Below are 17617 nucleotides of genomic sequence, written 5' to 3' on the forward strand. Positions count from 1 at the left end.
TGCTCGCTGCAAATCTGTGGGGATTAAAGGAATCGAAATCTTGGCGTGAGGTGGCAAGAACGAACAGTCAGCTGCTTCCTGAAAATTTGCCGGTCAAATCAAGGATTAGCTCGAAATCAGGAATTATCTGACGTAGAGAGGGCTTTCAGGACTTCAGACGTACTCATGAATTCCCGATCAACCCCCGCCAACTCCGGCCGCTTCAACACCATCACCGGCACCCCAAGCTCCCGCGCCACGTCCAGTTTCGGCTCGGTTGCGGTGCTGCCGCTGTTCTTGCTGATCAGCACGTCGATCTGCCGGCGTTCGAACAGGGCCCGCTCATCCTCCAGCAGAAACGGCCCACGGGCGCCGATGACTTCGCAGCGCTCGTTGCCGGGGTAGACGTCGAGGGCGCGCAGGGTCCAGAACTGGTGCGCAGGGATTTCGTCGAGGTGTTGCAGCGGTTCGCGGCCAAGGGTGAACAGAGGGCGGCGGAAGGGTTCGAGGGCGGTGATCAGTTCGGCCCAGTCGGCGACTTCGCGCCAGTCATCGCCCGGCTCTGGTTGCCACGCGGGGCGGCGCAGGGCCCAGCAGGGGATGCCGGTGAGTTGCGCAGCGGTGGCGGCGTTCTGGCTGATCTGTGCGGCGTAGGGATGGGTCGCGTCGAGCAAAAGTGTGATGCCTTCGTCGCGAATGAACTGCGCCAGACCTTCGGCGCCACCATAGCCGCCGACGCGCACCTGACACGTCAGATCGGTCGGCACCCGGCCGACGCCGGCCAGGCTGTAAATGTGTTCCGGTCCCAACGTGCGCGCGATGGCCAGCGATTCAGTGACGCCGCCGAGCAACAGGATTCGCTTCATACAAAAGCCCCCGCATGGCCAACGATGCCGCCCTGACGATCAATCGCAAACACTTCGACCTGCACCTGCGCCGGCACCACGCTACGGGCGAACTCCAGGGCGTGGCGGCAAACCTCATCACCCAGCGCAACACCCGCCGCACTGGCCATCGCCAACGCCTGCTGACTGGTGTTCGCCCCGCGAATGGCTTGCTGCAATGCATCGTCAGCGCCAATCGCCGCCGCCCATTCGGTCAGTTGCGGCAGGTCGATGCTCGAATGGCGCGAGTGCAGATCCATGTGTCCGGCCGCCAGTTTGCTGATCTTGCCGAAGCCGCCGCACAGGCTGAGTTTATCCACAGGCACTTTGCGCAGGTGCTTGAGTACCGCGCCGACAAAGTCGCCCATTTCGATCAGGGCGATTTCCGGCAGGTTGTAGACCCGGCGCATGGTGTCTTCGCTGGCGTTGCCGGTGCAGGCGGCGATGTGCAGGTAGCCGTTGGTTTTCGCCACGTCGATGCCTTGATGGATCGAGGCGATGTACGCCGCGCAGGAAAACGGCCGGACGATGCCGCTGGTGCCGAGGATCGACAGGCCGCCGAGAATCCCCAGGCGCGGGTTCATGGTTTTCAGCGCCAGGGCTTCGCCGCCCTCGACATTGACCGTCACCTCGAAGCCGCCGCGATAGCCGGTTTCTTCGGCGAGCAGCGTCAGGTGATCGCTGATCATCTTGCGCGGCACCGGGTTGATCGCCGGTTCGCCGACGGCCAGCACCAGCCCCGGGCGGGTGACGGTGCCGACGCCGTTGCCGGCGATGAAGCGGATGCCCGGCTCGGCCATCAGTTGCACGCGGGAGTAGAGCAGGGCGCCGTGAGTCACGTCCGGATCATCGCCCGCATCTTTGATCGTCCCGGCTTCCGCGCCGTCTTCGGTCAGCCGGCAGAACTCCAGGCGCATCTGCACCTGCTTGCCCTTGGGCAACACGATCTGCACGGCGTCCGCCACCACTCCGCCGAGCAGCAGGCGGGCAGCGGCGAGGCTGGTGGCTGTGGCGCAGCTGCCGGTGGTCAGGCCGCTACGCAGGGGCGCGGGTTGTTCGGCGGTTTCGTCACGCATCGAAGGGTTTGACCAGATCGAGCAGGGTGATTGGCAAAGCCTGGCGCCAGGTATCGAACTCGCCCAGCGGCTGGGCTTGAGCGATGTGGATGCGGGTCAGCTCGCCGCCGTGGCGTTCGCGCCAGCTCATCAAGGTCATTTCGCTTTGCAGGGTCACAGCGTTGGCAACCAGTCGGCCGCCGGGTTTGAGTTGCGCCCAGCAGGTGTCGAGCACGCCTTCGCGGGTCACGCCCCCGCCGATGAAAATGGCGTCCGGACGTTCCAGCCCGGCGAGAGCCTGCGGGGCACTGCCGCGAATCAGTTGCAGGCCGGGAACGCCTAAGGCATCGCGATTGTGTTCGATCAACTGCTGGCGACCGTCGTCAGCCTCGATCGCCAGAGCGCGGCAACTCGGGTGAGCGCGCATCCACTCGATGCTGATCGAACCGCTGCCGGCGCCCACGTCCCACAGCAGTTCGCCCGGTGTCGGGGCGAGGCGGGCGAGGGTGATGGCGCGCACGTCGCGCTTGGTCAGTTGGCCGTCATGCTGGAAGGCCGAGTCCGGCAGGCCGGCGAGACGCGAAAGGCGTGGTGTATCTGGATCACCCAGGCATTCGATGGCGATCACATTGAGGTCGGCAACGAGCGGATCGTTCCAGTCGTTGGCGGTGCCATCGATCCGGCGCTCTGCGTTGCCGCCCAGATGTTCCAGAACACTCAGGCGACTGGCGCCGAATCCGCGCTCACGCAGTAACGCGGCAATAGCCGTGGGGCTTTGACCGTCATTGCTCAGCAGCAACAGGCGTACGCCGCTGGACAACTGTGCGTTGAGGGCGGCCAACGGTCGCGCAACCAAGGACACGATCACCACTTCCTGCAACGGCCAGCCCAGTCGGGCAGCCGCCAGTGAGCAAGAGGATTGCGATGGCAAAACCAGCATCTCGGCCCCCGGCACCTGCCGCGCCAGACTCGCGCCAACGCCGTAGAACATCGGATCACCGCTGGCCAGCACGCACACCGCTTCGCCGCGACGCTCGAGCACCGGGGCCAGGGAAAACGGGCTCGGCCACAACTGGCGCTCGCCACGGAGGCACACCGGCAACAGATCCAGCTGACGCTGACCGCCGATGATCCGCGAAGCGCCCATCAGGGCGCGCCGGGCATTCTTGCCCAGGCCCTTGAAGCCGTCTTCACCGATTCCCACTACTGTCAGCCAGACCGTCATGCCGTTCCTCAATTCATGTGCGTGTTCATGGGCGGCATGATAACGCGGTGGCTGTGCTCTCGCGCTGGTCTGTTGTCGGCCCCGGAAACTTCCTGTGGTTGAACGGCGATTGTCGGACGTGGTGTATTTGTTATGGTTCCGATGAACTTAAACAAAAGCCATGAATGGCAGGAAGTAATAAGGATATGAATGTGAAAGCAGGAACGCCCACCCATCATGCGACGCTGGTAGGGGATATTTTGTTGACGGGGTTAGAGGGGCAATCGCCGGGGGATTATCAATTCGCATTGAACTGTATTTACATCGCAAAGAAAGAAGCGGACAAACAGTACAACAGCGAAACACACCCCGGGCCCTGGATCGATTATTTCGCCGATCTGCTGTATTCGTACTTCTGGAAGAAGGACGAGATGGATATCGAATACGTCCAGCCGAGTTTTTCGGGAACTGTCGGTGAAATGTGGATGAAGCTGGCAAGGCCTTGGCTCAGTCCTGAACAGATCAGGGGTGTTGAATCGGGATTGTCGAGTCTGGAAGCGGATTTGATGCTGCTGGAATCAATCAACGGGCTGAGCGGAAAGGCTTTCGATTTCAAAGTGATCCCTGTCAGTTATAACGCCAACGGAGATCTGGAACTTGTCATTACAAATTTCAGGTTCATCAAGTCCACACTGACGACAAGTTTCCTGTTCTGGAAAGTTTATCAGCCGATGAATCAGCTGGATATTCGGGCTCGACGAGTATCGATGAGCCGTCACGCGATCGAAGTTCGTCGACCATTGGTGGAGAAGGCGATAAAAGAGATGTCGTTCGACTTTAGTCATATCGAAATCTAGCCGCTTAGGCGACAGAAAATCGGGCGATCGTGGTTATTCCATCCGGCAGGCATTTTCATGCGCTCGGGCAAAACAGGCATAATGGCGAACTTTCGCACCACCTGGTGCTGCCCGTCAGCCGGTCATCCCTTGAACGAACGCCCGATCTTCAACGCCATACGCCCCTCGGCCTGCCCGGGGTTGTTGCGTATCGTCCAGGCACTGGATGGCGGGATCTGCCGGATCAAGCTCGATGGCGGTTCGATCACGGCCGATCAGGCCGATGCGGTGGCCAACGCCGCCGAGCGGTTTGCCGGCGGGGCGATCGAGGCGACCAACCGTGGCAATCTGCAGATTCGCGGGATCGGCGAGCAGTCTGCCGCGCTGATCGAGAGCCTGCTGGCCGCCGGTCTCGGGCCGCGAACCGCAGCGGGCGACGATGTGCGCAACCTGATGCTTAGCCCGGCTGCGGGCATCGACCGGCAGATGCGCTTCGATACCCGCCCATTGGCCGGGCAGATCCTCGAGACCCTGCAAAGCCATCCGCGTTTCCATGAACTGAGCGCCAAGTTCGCCGTGCAACTGGATGGTGGTGAAGCGCTGGCGATGCTCGAACATCCTCATGACCTGTGGTTGTCGGCATTCGAAGATCGCGGCGACACGCTGCTGGCGTTCGGCCTGGCGGGTTGCCCGACGGATCGACCGCTGGCCGCCGTGGCGCTTGCAGACGGACATGCGCTGGTGGTCGCGGTGCTGGAGTTGTTCCTCGAACTGGCCCGACCGGAGCAGACACGAATGCGCCATCTGCTGGATGAATGCCCGGCGCCGGTGTTCCTGGAAAAACTCGCTCAGCGGATCAACCTGAAAGCCGCTGGTGATTGGCTGCGCGAAGCCAGACCGGAAGTTTTGCACCTCGGCATCCATCCTCAGCACTCGGCCGGTCAGGTCTATGTCGGTGCCGCACCGGCGCTCGGCCGCCTCGATCCGGACATGCTGCGTGGCGCCGCACAACTGGCCAGAACCTTCGGCGACGGCAGCCTGCGTTTCACCCCTTGGCAGAGTCTGTTGTTGCCCAATGTGCGGGAAACCGATGCGGTTCAAGTGCTCGATGAATTGGACAAGCTGAACCTGCTGACCCATGTCGAAGACCCGCTGGCGCACCTGATCGCCTGCACCGGTTCCAACGGCTGCGGCAAAGGCCTGGCCGACACCAAACACGATGCCCGTCTTCTGGCTACGCTTTTGCCACATGCCGTTGACGTGCACCTGTCCGGCTGCCCGCGTTCCTGCGCCGCCGCGCATCGGGCTGCGGTGACTTTGCTGGCGGTCGGCCCCGGTCACTACGATCTCTATTTTCGCGATGCAGCGCTGCCGGGTTTCGGCGCGCTGCACGCTCACAACCTTACTATCGAAGCGGCCGCGACCCTGCTCGCCGCCCGCTCACGGAGCCCCCTTGATGCTTGATTACATCCGCGACGGTCAGGAGATCTATCGCAACTCCTTCGCGATCATTCGCAGCGAGGCCAACCTGGCTCGCATCCCGGCCGACCTGGAAAAACTCGCGGTGCGGGTGATCCACGCCTGCGGCATGGTCGAGGCCATCGACGGGCTGCAATTTTCCGAAGGCGCGGGCAAGGCCGGGCGCGATGCGCTGGCCGCCGGCGCGCCGATCCTGTGCGATGCGCGGATGGTTTCCGAGGGCGTGACCCGCGCGCGCCTGCCGGCCAACAACCAAGTGATCTGCACCCTGCGCGACGACAGTGTGCCGGAGCTGGCGCGTGAGCTGGGCAACACTCGCTCGGCAGCGGCGCTGGAACTGTGGCGCCCGCATCTGGAAGGCAGCGTGGTGGTGATCGGCAACGCGCCGACCGCGCTGTTCTATCTGCTGGAAATGCTCGACGCCGGTGCCCCGAAACCGGCGCTGATCCTCGGCTTCCCGGTGGGCTTCGTCGGCGCTGCCGAATCCAAGGCCGAGCTGGCCGCCAACAGTCGTGGCGTGCCGTTCGTGATCATGCAGGGCCGCCTCGGCGGCAGCGCCATGGCCGCCGCTGCGGTCAATGCCCTCGCCACGGAGATCGAATGATGCAGGCTAAAGGACGTTTGATTGGCCTGGGCGTCGGCCCCGGTGATCCGGAACTGATTACCGTCAAGGCCCTGCGCCTGCTGCGCAAATCGCCGGTGGTGGCGTATTTCGTGGCGAAGGGCAAGAAGGGCAACGCGTTCGGCATCATCGAAGCGCACCTGCAGGACGCCCAGAATCTACTGCCGCTGGTGTACCCGGTGACCACCGAAGTGCTGCCGGCGCCACTGTCCTACGAACAGGTGATCAGCGATTTCTACGATGACGCGGCAGAGGAAGTGGCCGCGCATCTGGATGCCGGTCGCGACGTGGCGGTGATCTGCGAAGGTGATCCGTTCTTCTACGGCTCCTACATGTACCTGCACGATCGCCTCGCCAGCCGTTACGAAGCCGAAGTGGTGCCGGGCGTCTGCTCGATGCTCGGCGGCGCTTCGGTGCTGGGTGCGCCGCTGGTGTATCGCAATCAGAGCCTGTCGGTGCTGTCCGGTGTGCTGCCTCACGATGAACTCAAGCGCCGTCTGGCTGATGCCGACGCGGCGGTGATCATGAAGCTGGGGCGCAACTTCCCGAAAGTGCGCGACGTGTTGGCAGAGCTGGGCCTGGCCGAACGTGCGCTGTACGTCGAGCGCGCGACCATGGCCAACCAGAAGATCGTGCCGCTGGACGAGGTCGAGCCGATGTCGTCGCCGTACTTCTCGCTGATCATTGTTCCCGGCGAACGGTGGCAAGGCTGATGACCCAATCCACACCGGCCATCGTCATTCTCGGCCAGGGCGCGCTGGCCACGGCCCGTCGCCTTCAGCAGGTTTATCCGGCTGCGCAGATTCATGGTCTGAAAGGGCGCGTAGAAGGCGCCGACCTGACTTACAGCGACTTCGGCGCGACTTTGCGCGAGCTGTATCAACAGGACACGCCGATCATTGCCCTGTGCGCGGCCGGCATTGTCATCCGCACACTGGCGCCGCTGTTGCTGGAGAAAGGCGTCGAGCCACCGGTGCTCGCCGTGGCGGAAGACGGCAGCGCCGTGGTTCCGTTGCTCGGTGGCCTCGGCGGGGTGAACGTCATGGCTCGCGAGATCGCAGATGCGCTTGAAGTGCCTGCGGCGATCACCACCAGCGGCGAATTGCGTTTCGGCACTTGCCTGCTCAACCCGCCCGGCGGTTATGCCCTTGGCGATCTGGAGCAGGGCAAGCGCTTTGTCTCTGATTTGCTGGCCGGCCACAGCGTGCGCATCGACGGTGCTGCGCCGTGGCTTGAGCAAGCGCAACTGCCGGAAGATCCACAGGCGCAGCGCTCGATTCATGTCGGCAGCGATGCCCGCGCGGCGAGTACCAGTGAGTTGCTGATTTATCCACGCAGTGTGGCGGTGGCGGTGAATGCCGTTGTGGCTGACCTGCCGGATGCGATTCGCGATGCGTTGCAACAGGCCGGTGTGGCGATTCAATCGCTGGCCTGTCTGGTGGCAGCTGACGTTCAGATGGCGAGCCCGACGTTGCGTGAAGCGGCGCTTGAATTGGCGGTGCCGCTACGCTTTGTCGCGCCGGCGAATGACATCGGTGAACTGGCTCGCGATGCAGTCCCCGACGCTCGAATCATCACAACATCCCGTGACATGGCCATCGCCGTGGCCGAACAGCCGCTGGATGTTTCGCAGATCGGTCGCCCGCGCGGTCGTCTGGCCGTCATCGGCCTCGGTCCGGGTGCAGCCGAGTTGATGGTGCCAGCGGTGAAGGCCGAACTGGCCCGTGCCACCGACGTGCTGGGTTATGAAACCTACGTGCGCATGGCCGGCCCGTTCCGCGACGATCAAGTGCAGCACTGCACCGATAACCGCGAAGAAATGCAGCGCGCTCGCCATGCCTTCAGGCTGGCCGCTCAGGGCCGTTCGGTGATTGTGGTTTCGTCCGGCGATCCGGGTGTGTTCGCCATGGCGGCGGCGGTGCTCGAAGCGTTGCACGAGTCGACGGATCCGGCGTGGCACAGCGTCGATCTGGAAATCCTGCCGGGGGTGTCCGCGTCGCTCGCCACGGCTGCTCAGGCCGGTGCTCCACTGGGGCACGACTTCTGCGTAATGTCGCTGTCGGACAACCTCAAGCCGTGGTCGATCATCGAAAAACGCCTGGATCTGGCCGCCGAGGCGGATCTGGCATTGGCCTTCTACAACCCGATCTCCCGTGCGCGTCCATGGCAACTGGGGCGAGCGCTGGAAATCGTAGCGCAGCACCGCACGCCAGAAACGCCGGTGGTGCTGGGCCGCGATATCGGTCGGCCGGGGCAGACGCTGCGGGTGACGACATTGGGTGCGCTGACGCCGGATCAGGTCGACATGCGCACGATGGTGCTGATCGGTTCGTCCACCACCTGCACCTTCCCTCGTGCCGAGGGCGGGGAGTGGGTGTATACGCCGCGTTGGTACGGGGACAAGCCCGCAGGCTGATACCGTTATATTAATTATCGACGAAACCCAAAAGGCCGCGAATTCGCAATTCGCGGCCTTTTTGGTTTGTGCGTTTTCTGAAGGTTGTATTTATTTCAATAGCGTTTGTTTGAACGGCCTGGTGTTATTGGATGTTTCGTTGGACATCGTTTGAATGGCTTTGTGTTTGTCTATGGGTGTTGTTTTGCACTAGTTTCGGCTTTCTGAGGTTTGTTCAGTTTTTAGTGTTTCTTGTTGCAAGTTATTTGTCTCGCGGCGTCGGCGCGTGTATGCAATTTATTATGTCGAGGGAATATTCAATGCAGGAAGCTAAAGTTGATGGTGGGTATGTAAAGTTTGTCAATTTGTTCAAGTTATCTGATCTTGAACAAGCACTGTTGCCCTATAAGGGTTCCGCTCGTTATGACGAGGTGATCCGTTACTACTTTGCCTGCGTCGGTTTGCTCGACTCGCCACGGCTGTTGCAACCACTCGCGCTGTTCAAGCGGGCGCTTGAAGAGTTCGACGGACGGCGAGTGCGACGTGAAGTCGAGAAATCCCCCGCGCCGGGCCCGGAGATCGAGACAGCCCCCGATCTTTCAGAAATCAGTACCAGAGTCAGCGATTTCGAGTCGCGGCTCAATTACTCTGTGAAGTTGATGAAAACTCCCGCCACGGCAGTGCCGAAAATCCTGCACTTCATCTGGCTCGGTGGCGGCATCGGCGAGATTCAGCGCGATTACATCAATGTCTGGAAACAGGTGCTGGGGGGGCAGGGGTACCTGATCTATGTCTGGTATGACAGTGATGCGTTGCTGGCCTGGCAGGCCAATCGCTTGATGGTCGAGGCGGCCAAGGCTGACGCCATGGAACACGGGGGCATAGACAGTAGCTCCGACACAGTATTGGGCGAAATGTATGTCGCCCGCGCTATCGCTTTGAAACAACAGATGAGCGAATACATTAGTGCGGCGGTTGCGAGAGGCGAGCCCGCCGATGAGGCAAGATTGCAATTGTTGAACCGTGCCTATGGGCAGAATCTTCAGGATCTGCGGATCTTGAAGGCAAACAACAGAGCAAGTATTGATGCGCTGGTCGGCGATGATGTTCGCGTGCGCGATCTGGCCGGCCCGGATATACCTTTGAAGTTGCAGGATCTTTATCAGCGGGAAATGCGCATGCGCGGCAACTTCGCCGCTGCGTCGGATATTGTAAGGGCAGAAGTCCTGCACTTCGAAGGTGGCAGTTATAGCGATGTCGACAACTTGCCACCATTGCTGAAGGAAATCGCAGGTGTCGATATCAGTGGCTTTAGTACCGGTGCACGACTCGGTGTTTTGCAATTGATACTGGATCAGAATCCCGACTGGATGCCCGGTCGACAGGCACTGCGGGGGCGATACGGGGATAAGCTCTCGCAAATTCCCGAAGAGCATCGCCCGGTGCTGCAAGCGTTTGCCAAAAGCCGGCCGCTTTTGACTCAGGTGTTTCAGCCTCCGCAGGATCTGCTTGTCCGACCGTATGCGTTGCGCGCAGTGGCAATGGGACACACGATCAGCAATGCCTACATGATGGCTCATGCCGGTTCGGCGGTACTTGAGTCCGTGCTCAAGCGCTTCAGGTTCAACTATGAGCTGATCGATGACACCGCCCGATTGGCCATTGAAAGAGGCATCAGTCTTCAAGAAGGCGAGGCGATGAGCATGTTGGCCAACGAAGTACTGGAACGATCTTACGGGCCTTTGATTGAGTTGCCCGGAATGGAGTCCGTTTTTGCGGCTTATCTGGCGGATGCCGTTGCCGGATACCACAACGAAGGTATCCGTCCGGGAAACGAGGGGACGATCTATTTGACCGGGCCCGCCGGAATCAAGGATGGCACCAGCGATTTCGAAAAGACATTTTTAACGCCCGAGGGGGCGCAGGCGTCACGGCGGGAAATGGCCATCGCACCTCTGCAGACGGTCAATCAGCTCACTGAAGAGGAGCTGGATCACTCCTGGAAAGAAAACGAAACCGATACCCTGAAGTGGCTCGAGACTGAGCAGCAAAGCTGGCGCGACGGCCGATACAAAACCCGCTATGCCGGGAACATCGCCGAGTTGCTCAAGCAGACCACCGTCGAATTCGAACTCGGCTGGCCACTGGTCGAAGGACGTCATGTCCTGAATACCGAGCTGTTGCAGCGTATGGTGGATCACCTCGGGGAGCCGTTCACCAGGGCGATGATGAGCGGTCATGACGGTTCGATTGTGTTCGCCGACGGATTACCGCTGAGCTTCGATGATCGTCAGGCCATCCGTCATCAGGACACTCGCCTTCGGCCCCCGGCATTCCCGAAAAGTCCGATTGCCCAGAGTGTCGCGCTGGATGAGCTGTTGATCGGGCTGGGTACACGTTCCTGGCAACTCGCGCAGGTCACCCCGTTACAGCGTTTGACGATCGGAGCGTTGCTGGGCGCCGATTCATTGGATGCTCAGAGTTTTTCCGCATTGAGCGATACGCTGGACAATTTGATCAACAGCGTCAGTGAGCGCGGGACGTCCGGGCGCTACGCGGTGATTGAACAGCATCTTTATCGGCACCGGGCACCAGCGTTCATGGCAGGCATGTCCAGTGTGGATGATGAATTGCCAGCGCGCGCGGTCGACGCACTCAGCCTGAAAAAGAACGCGCTGGCCAACGCTGCGACGCTGTTTGACTGGGGGCGCCGGGTCGCGCAGATCCAGCGTCTGGCCACTCAGGAGCATCGCGATCAAATCCAGGAACGGGCGGAGCAGGTGCTCAATCAGTTCGAGGCCGGCACCGTCAAACTGGTGCCTCAGGATCTGTTGATGCACGGGCCGGGTGACACCGCCGCCGGACGCTGTTTTCCGCTGGCGCTGACGATGAGTGCCGCCCTCACGCAGGGTGAGGGTGCGACCCGACAATTGCGCGAGCGATTCTTTCTGGCGGTCCTTGAGCCGGAACACCCGGACTCGAAGGCGTTTCTGGCCGCGCTGGAGGAAATGCGTGGCGTGCACGCCGCAGAGGTGGGCACGGCGCTGGGGCGGCTCGATCTGGACAAGGTGGTCGCGACTCTCGAGGCGTCCGTGGGCCCGCGAACCCTGATGCTCAACTCGGACAATCACTCGATGCTGGTGGCCCGGACCGTCAACGGGACGGCTCACACTTACCACTTCTACGATCCGAACTTCGGTCTGTTCGAATTCGACAGCCCGGCGACCTTCCGGATGGCCCTGAAGCAATTTTTCAAGCAAGCAGACATCGCCCGTCATTACGCCGTGTACGGCAAACCTGGCCGGCCGGAATTCGATCTGATCGATGTGCAAGGTGAAAAGGTTGCCGCTCTGAACCTGTCGAACGGTATCAAGGTGGGTCAGTTGCTGCGCGATCACCCGCTGCCAGATAAACCGTTCAGGCCCGTTCGCCAGAGGATGAACAGTGCTCACGGGCGATCGCTCATGGACAATTCGCGCCTGGGCAGTGCATTGCTGTCTTCAGACAACGACTGGTGGGCCAAGCAGATTGCCGACGTCACTGCACGCTTGCAGGAGGACCATGAGTCGGTCACTCCGCTGGTGCCGTTGTTCGACTCGCTGGAGGTGACACCCGAGGGCGGTTACCGGGTAAACATGCTCGATCCGCAGAGTGGCGAGACGGTCGCCGTGGTCACCCGCCGGGATGATCGCCTGCTGCGGATCAGGAATTACCTGACGGATCTGTTTTCGGCGCTGGGGCACAAACCTGCGACCGGCGCTGTGGTGGATCCGACGGAGGCGGCGGCCGTGCACACGCTCAATGCCGGTTTTGCGGTACAGGCGCTGATGAACGCATTGCGCGGGCGCGAGGGTGATGAGCGCACATCGAGCACCGCGGTGCAGTGGCACGCCTACGTCAACTACGCACAACTGGTGCATGGCAATGTGGTCGACGTGGCGGGGCTGATCGGCCTGGTGCAAGCCGCGTTGCGTGATGAAAAACTGATCGCCCGCACCACTGCGAAGGTGGTCGGCGAAGCGCTCGAGCCGTTGACCGGCAGAACCCTCGGCGCGGTGGCCGGGCATGTGGCAAACGAGGGTGTCGGCGCGGTGCTGGGGCTGGCGAATGTCGGCTTTGATATCTATCAGTTGGCGAATGCTCGTAACGAGGTCGAGACCGCCACCTATGCCACCCAACTGACCTTCGACGCCAGCAGTCTGGCCCTGACCGGTGCGGGCCTTGGCGCAGCGGCCGCTGGCGCGGGTACGGCGGCTGCGGTGCTGGGAGGCGCCGGGGTGATTCTGGGTGGCCTTGCCGTTGGCGTGACTGCGCTGGCGCAGAATTTCGCGACCATCGCTGAAGAGGCCAAGGCGGTCGGATTGTTTTTCGCGGAGCTGGAGCAGGCACATCACGGGGACGGATATCACTACAGCGGCGAGCAAGGTGTCTGGTTGCCGCGACCGTCGCTGATCATCAACGCTCTGGATCTGAGCACCGGCAAATTGCTGCTCGACAGTTCTCGCCTGTATCCGCTGCACGATCATTTCGGCGTGCCGGACTTCGAGGTCGATTACGCGCGAGCCATCCACCTCAGTAAAGAGCTTGGCTACCCGGCCGAAATGACGTTCGCACCATCGGCCGAACAGGCGATTGTCCTGCCATGCACGCCGCTTGCCTGTTACCGCTACGAGTACCAGATATTGCCGTTCGCATCACAGCGCCACGACAAGGGCTTCGACATCGCGCGGCGTCTGGAGAAGAAAAAAGCCGACGGTCAATGGCTGTTCCTGTTTTCGTTCTATTCGTTTCCCAGCCACTACATCGTCCACCGGATGCACCCCGATTACCGGCCGACCGAGATCAGCGTCACGCTTGATACGCAGACGCGCAAACTGGTTGTGCCGGTGATTCCCAAGCCCTGGCACGAGCAGATCAGCTATCGGATTCAGGGTGGGGGAGGCACTTGCACGCTGGTGCTCAATCCAGGCGTCAACGTCGAACTGGTGTCAGTGGATGCGCAAAAGAACCGCTGGATCATTGTCGCACCCTGGGCCGGCGAGAAGGACATCGTGTTCGACGAGGACGGGCAGTTCAGTGTCAAAGGCTGCGAGTTCAAGATCACCGCAGGCAACGCGCCGGAGATTTCCCTGCTGATCGAAAATGGCCGGCTCTTCAGGATTGCCGACGGCAAACGGCACGAGCTGGAGCTGCTTCAGGAACAGGCGCCCAAAGGGCTGGATGACCAGACCCTGCAGGATCATCTGCAAGCGCTGGCACGGGCGCATCGGTTGGCGCTGCGCTATACGCCTATCCACAACTACCGGGTTCCTTTTGAAAACCCCAAGACGCCGCGTTACACCAACGGCTGGTACGACGCCACGGAGGATCGGGTCCTCTATATCCGCAATGATGAAGTGTTTGACGATGAGGGATTGTTCTCGGTGGTGACCGGTGGTTCGGCGTTTTTCCATGATCCGAGTGGCTACGATATCTGCCAGGTCGATGTCGGCACAGGGCTGCTCAGCCATCGTTATCGTTTGATGTTCCGGCTCAAGGGCGTCAGCACGATTCGCAGTGTCGAAGCCGATAGCCAGGGTGTTGTCCACGTGGTGCAGGAATATGTTTTTGAAGACGGCACGCTTGAACGCCTTAACTACCTGATAAACAGGGGTGAGCTGTGGTTGAGTTCGATCACTCACGGACTTGAACCCACCTACGAGGCGCTGCTCGACGATAGCCGGAACCTGGCGAATTGGGCTCCGGTGCTGGCTGACTGGGTGATGCACAAGCCGGTTCAGGATGACAAAGGCTATGCCACGATCGACTGGCGGTTCGCGCCTTACGTTTCGATCTGCTGGAAGATCGAAGAGAACGCCCGGGACATGGCCTGGGTTCGCACCCGTGACAAGCTGATCGTGCGCCCGGTACCGCGCCGCCACCATGCGCGCGCCTGGCCTGACTCGATCCAGAACCTGAACGAGCTGATGCTGCTGACGCTGGCCGACGACAGCGACGTGTTTGTCATTTACGACCGGCAGTTCCAGAACCTGTGCCGGGTTCAACGCACCGTGATGCAGGAACAGAATCAATGGTCGCACCGCTGGGTGCAACCCGAGCGCCTGAAACAGGTGACGGCTGAACACAATGGCTATCAGGCCCGTACCGAAAGCGGATTGTCATTCGCAATCGGCACTGACGGTGAAGTGCATTTTGCGGGGCTGGCGGAATCCTGGCTCAAGGGGCGCAAGCAATGGTGGCTGGCGTTCGAAGCTATCGCCCGGCAATACGCCGTCGAGCAGTTCCCGATTGTCGGCATTGCCAATGCCGACGGTGATTCACGCTTGCACGCCTGGTACATCGATAACCACTTGCTGTTATGTGAAGCGCAACAGACGCAGGTCCGCCTGCTGGGCATGACGCCGGACAATCAGTCGGCATGGCTGTTCGAACCCGAGAGCGGTGAGGTCTGGCGCCAGACGTTTATCGATCCGCAACATCTGCAGTCGGCATTTGGAGAAGGCACGCAATTGTTGCAGGCCCGAATGCTGACCAGGCCAGAGCGACTTTGGACGGCGTGGCATTTTACCGATGTGCGGGTCGACGGTGCCGGTCTTGTGGGCACGACGCGCGAAGGTGTGGTGCTGCAACTGGAGCATCAGGAGCAACCGCAGATCATCGGTGTGCAGCACGATTGGCTGGCGGCCCATGGCGAGCATCTGATTGGTGACTTGCAGGCTTTGCTGGCGAATGCAGCACATCGTCCGTTCATTTCTATCGCTTCTCACGACGTCAGTGTGCAGTGGTACATCGCTGACAGCGCGCGGTTGATCCAGATTCCCGCAGTCGACCTGCCGGAGGATTACGAGTTGCTCGGAACCCGACGGCATGCCGATGTCCTGCTGCATGAGCCGCAGGAGCGGGTCGTTCAAGGCTATCCGAGCATGCGCCAGATCAAACCGCTGGATTATGTCCAGCGCACGGGTGACGTGCTGGTGCTCGAAGGCCGGGTGGACGCCTACGATCCCCTGCCGCTGGTGCCGGACGATGTGCGCACTCTGGTTCTGCGGGTAGGGCGTGGCTGGATGAAGTGGCACCTGTCCGAGGCGCTGATGCGCAAGCTCGATTCGGTGGTGGTTGATTGCCGTTATCCGCTTGTGGGTTTTCCCGCGGTCATGAGTCGCTTGATCCTGACCATGGCCGATCCACACAAGCTCGAAGTAGGGATGGTCGACGAGCACCTGGTGGTGATCGACCCTGACAGTGAGCACTGTGTGCTGGTACGCAATGCGGATGCGTCAGATCCCTCGCTGCGGGGCGATGCGATGCTTGAGGTCAATGGTCTGCGTCCGTGCCAGGTGTCGACACTGGTTCGCTGGCTGAAGGCGCGCAAGGAAGGCGCCGAGGGCGTGACGCTGAAAACGTTGATCGATCAGGCGGATGCGAAGAAAGCCGTCGAGTCGGTGGGTTGACGGTCCGCGGTTAATGACGAAAAAAGACCGCCGACGTTACCGTCGGCGGTCTTTTTGTTTCACGGTTCAAGGCACCAGATAGCCTTTGACCCCGGTAAAGATGATCTGCGCCGCCAGTGCGCACACAAACAGCCCCATCAGGCGGCTGACGATCTGCAAGCCCTGGTCGCCGAGAATGCGTTCAATGCGGTTCGACAGGTACAGCACCACGCCAACCGTGAAGCTGGCGAGTACGATGCTCATGATCGCGAACAGCTTGTCGTCCCAGTGTGGCTGGCTGACACCCATCACCAATAGCGCACCGATGGTGCCGGGGCCGACTGTCAACGGAATGGTGAGAGGAACGATGGTCACATCCTGCTGCACATTGTCAGCTTGCACCGCAGGTTTGCCCTGTGCCATGCCCAATGCCGATATGAATAGCACGCTGCCGGCGCCAATGCGGAACGCGTCCACGGTGATTCCGAACACATCGAAAATCACTCGTCCGAACAGGTACAGCAAGACGCTGGAAACCAGTGTCGCGATGGCTACTTTCCAGGCCAGGCGCCGTTGTTCCTTACGCGAATAGCCGCGGGTCAGACTGATGAAACAGGACAATACGAAGAACGGGCTGTAGAGCACCAGCATCTTCAGGTAAACGCTGAACAGCACATGGACCATGGTTTCGACTCGCCGCTATGGAGTGGACGATGTGGAGTCTATCAGTCGTTTAGTTGTTTGTGTTTGGACAGTTGGGTTAATCAAGTTTCTTTTGTCTTGTGTCGATGGTTGCGGTTTTTGGAAAGTATAAGATATCAAGTTACAGGTTTTGCTTTGTTGTTTTTTTTGGATTTGGTTAATGTTGTTTTGCGGATTTATGAGGTGCTTGTAAATTAAATAATGGAAAATTGATATGTATAACAAGGTTGTTAGTGATAGTTATGTAAAAGCTTGTGTTGAAGCACTGGCTGAGTGTGATATCGGTGAATCGCTGATTATTAAGCCGCGTGGTCTTCAGATGCTAGGCGATGAAATTGAAGAGCCTTCGCGCGGTAGCATCGTCGGAGAGGGCGTGCTGGGCTTCTCCGGTAAACTCACCGGCGATAACAAGTCCGATGCGCAAAATGCCTTTTTGTTCGCTACCCGTGCAGCGAACAAAAAATATCCTGAAGAGTATCAAGGTAAAGAGTGGTATCTGTACTTTCGGGATGTGATGACCTTGGCAGGCTGGACGCCTGTCACCCGTTACTACAGCGATCTGGAAGTGGGCGGAACCAGTGTTCGTATGGACAAGCTGATTCTTGAAATTCTTGCATCGGTCGTTGCAGGTGCTGCCCTGCCTGGCCCGGCCACCGCGATGATGCTGAAAGTAGCGGGCGATGCTATCGCCGCCCTGCAAAAGCGTGACACCGCGGCACTCACGGTATACGAGCGTAACTTGCTCAATCAAGGGGTGGGTGGTCTAGCCAGCGCAGCCTGTGTCGAGGTTGAGGATGAAGCAATCATGGCAGTGGGTGCAGTACGCTTCCTGCGCCAGAATACTTCGACCAAAGTCATGTTTGTGGATGTAGATATTCGTAATGTAAAACTGTATCGCGGCGAAACCGTCTTCGCCAAAAATACACTGGTGGCTGATGGTGTCCGTGACATGATCAGGGATAGGTTGATTCCGCATAAAGACCAGATTGTTGATATCGAAATTTGATGAATTAAAAGGCGGCCGTAACAGG

11 protein-coding genes are annotated in these 17617 nt (G+C 60.2%); 7 read left to right on the forward strand and 4 right to left on the reverse strand.

The window, feature by feature from the left end:
• Positions 1-116: 116 nt before the first annotated feature.
• Genes AC1RT4_RS18045 through cbiE form a run of 3 tightly spaced genes read right to left on the reverse strand, consistent with a single transcriptional unit; the run spans position 117 to position 3143 of the window.
• A complete protein-coding gene (locus AC1RT4_RS18045; RefSeq protein WP_493086700.1) occupies positions 117-845 on the reverse strand; it encodes a cobalt-precorrin-6A reductase in 729 nt (242 codons plus the stop codon).
• Positions 842-1939 carry a cobalt-precorrin-5B (C(1))-methyltransferase gene (locus AC1RT4_RS18050; protein ID WP_493086702.1) on the reverse strand — a complete coding sequence of 366 codons (1098 nt, stop codon included), beginning with the start codon at positions 1937-1939 and terminating at the stop codon, positions 842-844. The genes AC1RT4_RS18045 and AC1RT4_RS18050 overlap by 4 nt, the downstream gene beginning before the upstream one ends.
• On the reverse strand, positions 1932-3143 hold the full coding sequence (gene cbiE, locus AC1RT4_RS18055) for a precorrin-6y C5,15-methyltransferase (decarboxylating) subunit CbiE (protein WP_493086704.1): 1212 nt from the start codon (positions 3141-3143) through the stop codon (positions 1932-1934). The genes AC1RT4_RS18050 and cbiE overlap by 8 nt, the downstream gene beginning before the upstream one ends.
• A gap of 185 nt (positions 3144-3328) precedes the next feature.
• Between cbiE and AC1RT4_RS18060 the strand changes: the two genes are divergently transcribed.
• The 6 genes from AC1RT4_RS18060 (at position 3329) to AC1RT4_RS18085 (ending at position 15905) form a co-directional block, all read left to right on the forward strand.
• Positions 3329-3979: a hypothetical protein gene (locus AC1RT4_RS18060; protein WP_493086706.1), complete on the forward strand. Its 651-nt coding sequence runs from the start codon at positions 3329-3331 to the stop codon at positions 3977-3979.
• A 144-nt stretch (positions 3980-4123) separates the two neighbouring features.
• Positions 4124-5422: a precorrin-3B synthase gene (gene cobG, locus AC1RT4_RS18065; protein ID WP_493086833.1), complete on the forward strand. Its 1299-nt coding sequence runs from the start codon at positions 4124-4126 to the stop codon at positions 5420-5422.
• Positions 5415-6041 (forward strand): precorrin-8X methylmutase, encoded by a 627-nt coding sequence (locus tag AC1RT4_RS18070; protein WP_011332253.1) that lies wholly within the window; start codon positions 5415-5417, stop codon positions 6039-6041. Before cobG ends, AC1RT4_RS18070 begins: the two co-directional genes overlap by 8 nt.
• Entirely contained in the window at positions 6038-6772 is a 735-nt protein-coding gene (locus AC1RT4_RS18075) for a precorrin-2 C(20)-methyltransferase (RefSeq protein WP_493086708.1), read from the forward strand. The genes AC1RT4_RS18070 and AC1RT4_RS18075 overlap by 4 nt, the downstream gene beginning before the upstream one ends.
• Entirely contained in the window at positions 6772-8475 is a 1704-nt protein-coding gene (gene cobJ / locus AC1RT4_RS18080) for a precorrin-3B C(17)-methyltransferase (RefSeq protein WP_493086710.1), read from the forward strand. Before AC1RT4_RS18075 ends, cobJ begins: the two co-directional genes overlap by 1 nt.
• A gap of 299 nt (positions 8476-8774) precedes the next feature.
• Positions 8775-15905, forward strand: coding sequence for a TcdA/TcdB pore-forming domain-containing protein (locus tag AC1RT4_RS18085; protein WP_493086838.1), 7131 nt, complete (start codon positions 8775-8777; stop codon positions 15903-15905).
• A 66-nt stretch (positions 15906-15971) separates the two neighbouring features.
• Here the strand turns inward: AC1RT4_RS18085 and AC1RT4_RS18090 are convergent, their stop codons facing one another.
• Complete coding sequence (locus AC1RT4_RS18090; RefSeq protein WP_493086715.1) at positions 15972-16568, reverse strand: MarC family protein; 597 nt, start codon at positions 16566-16568, stop codon at positions 15972-15974.
• 232 nt (positions 16569-16800) lie between these two features.
• Here AC1RT4_RS18090 and AC1RT4_RS18095 point away from each other — a divergent pair, with 232 nt between their 5' ends.
• Positions 16801-17592 (forward strand): hypothetical protein, encoded by a 792-nt coding sequence (locus tag AC1RT4_RS18095; protein WP_493086717.1) that lies wholly within the window; start codon positions 16801-16803, stop codon positions 17590-17592.
• Positions 17593-17617: the final 25 nt, after the last annotated feature.

It is taken from the genome of Pseudomonas sp. GW821-FHT11D10 (assembly GCF_058808435.1).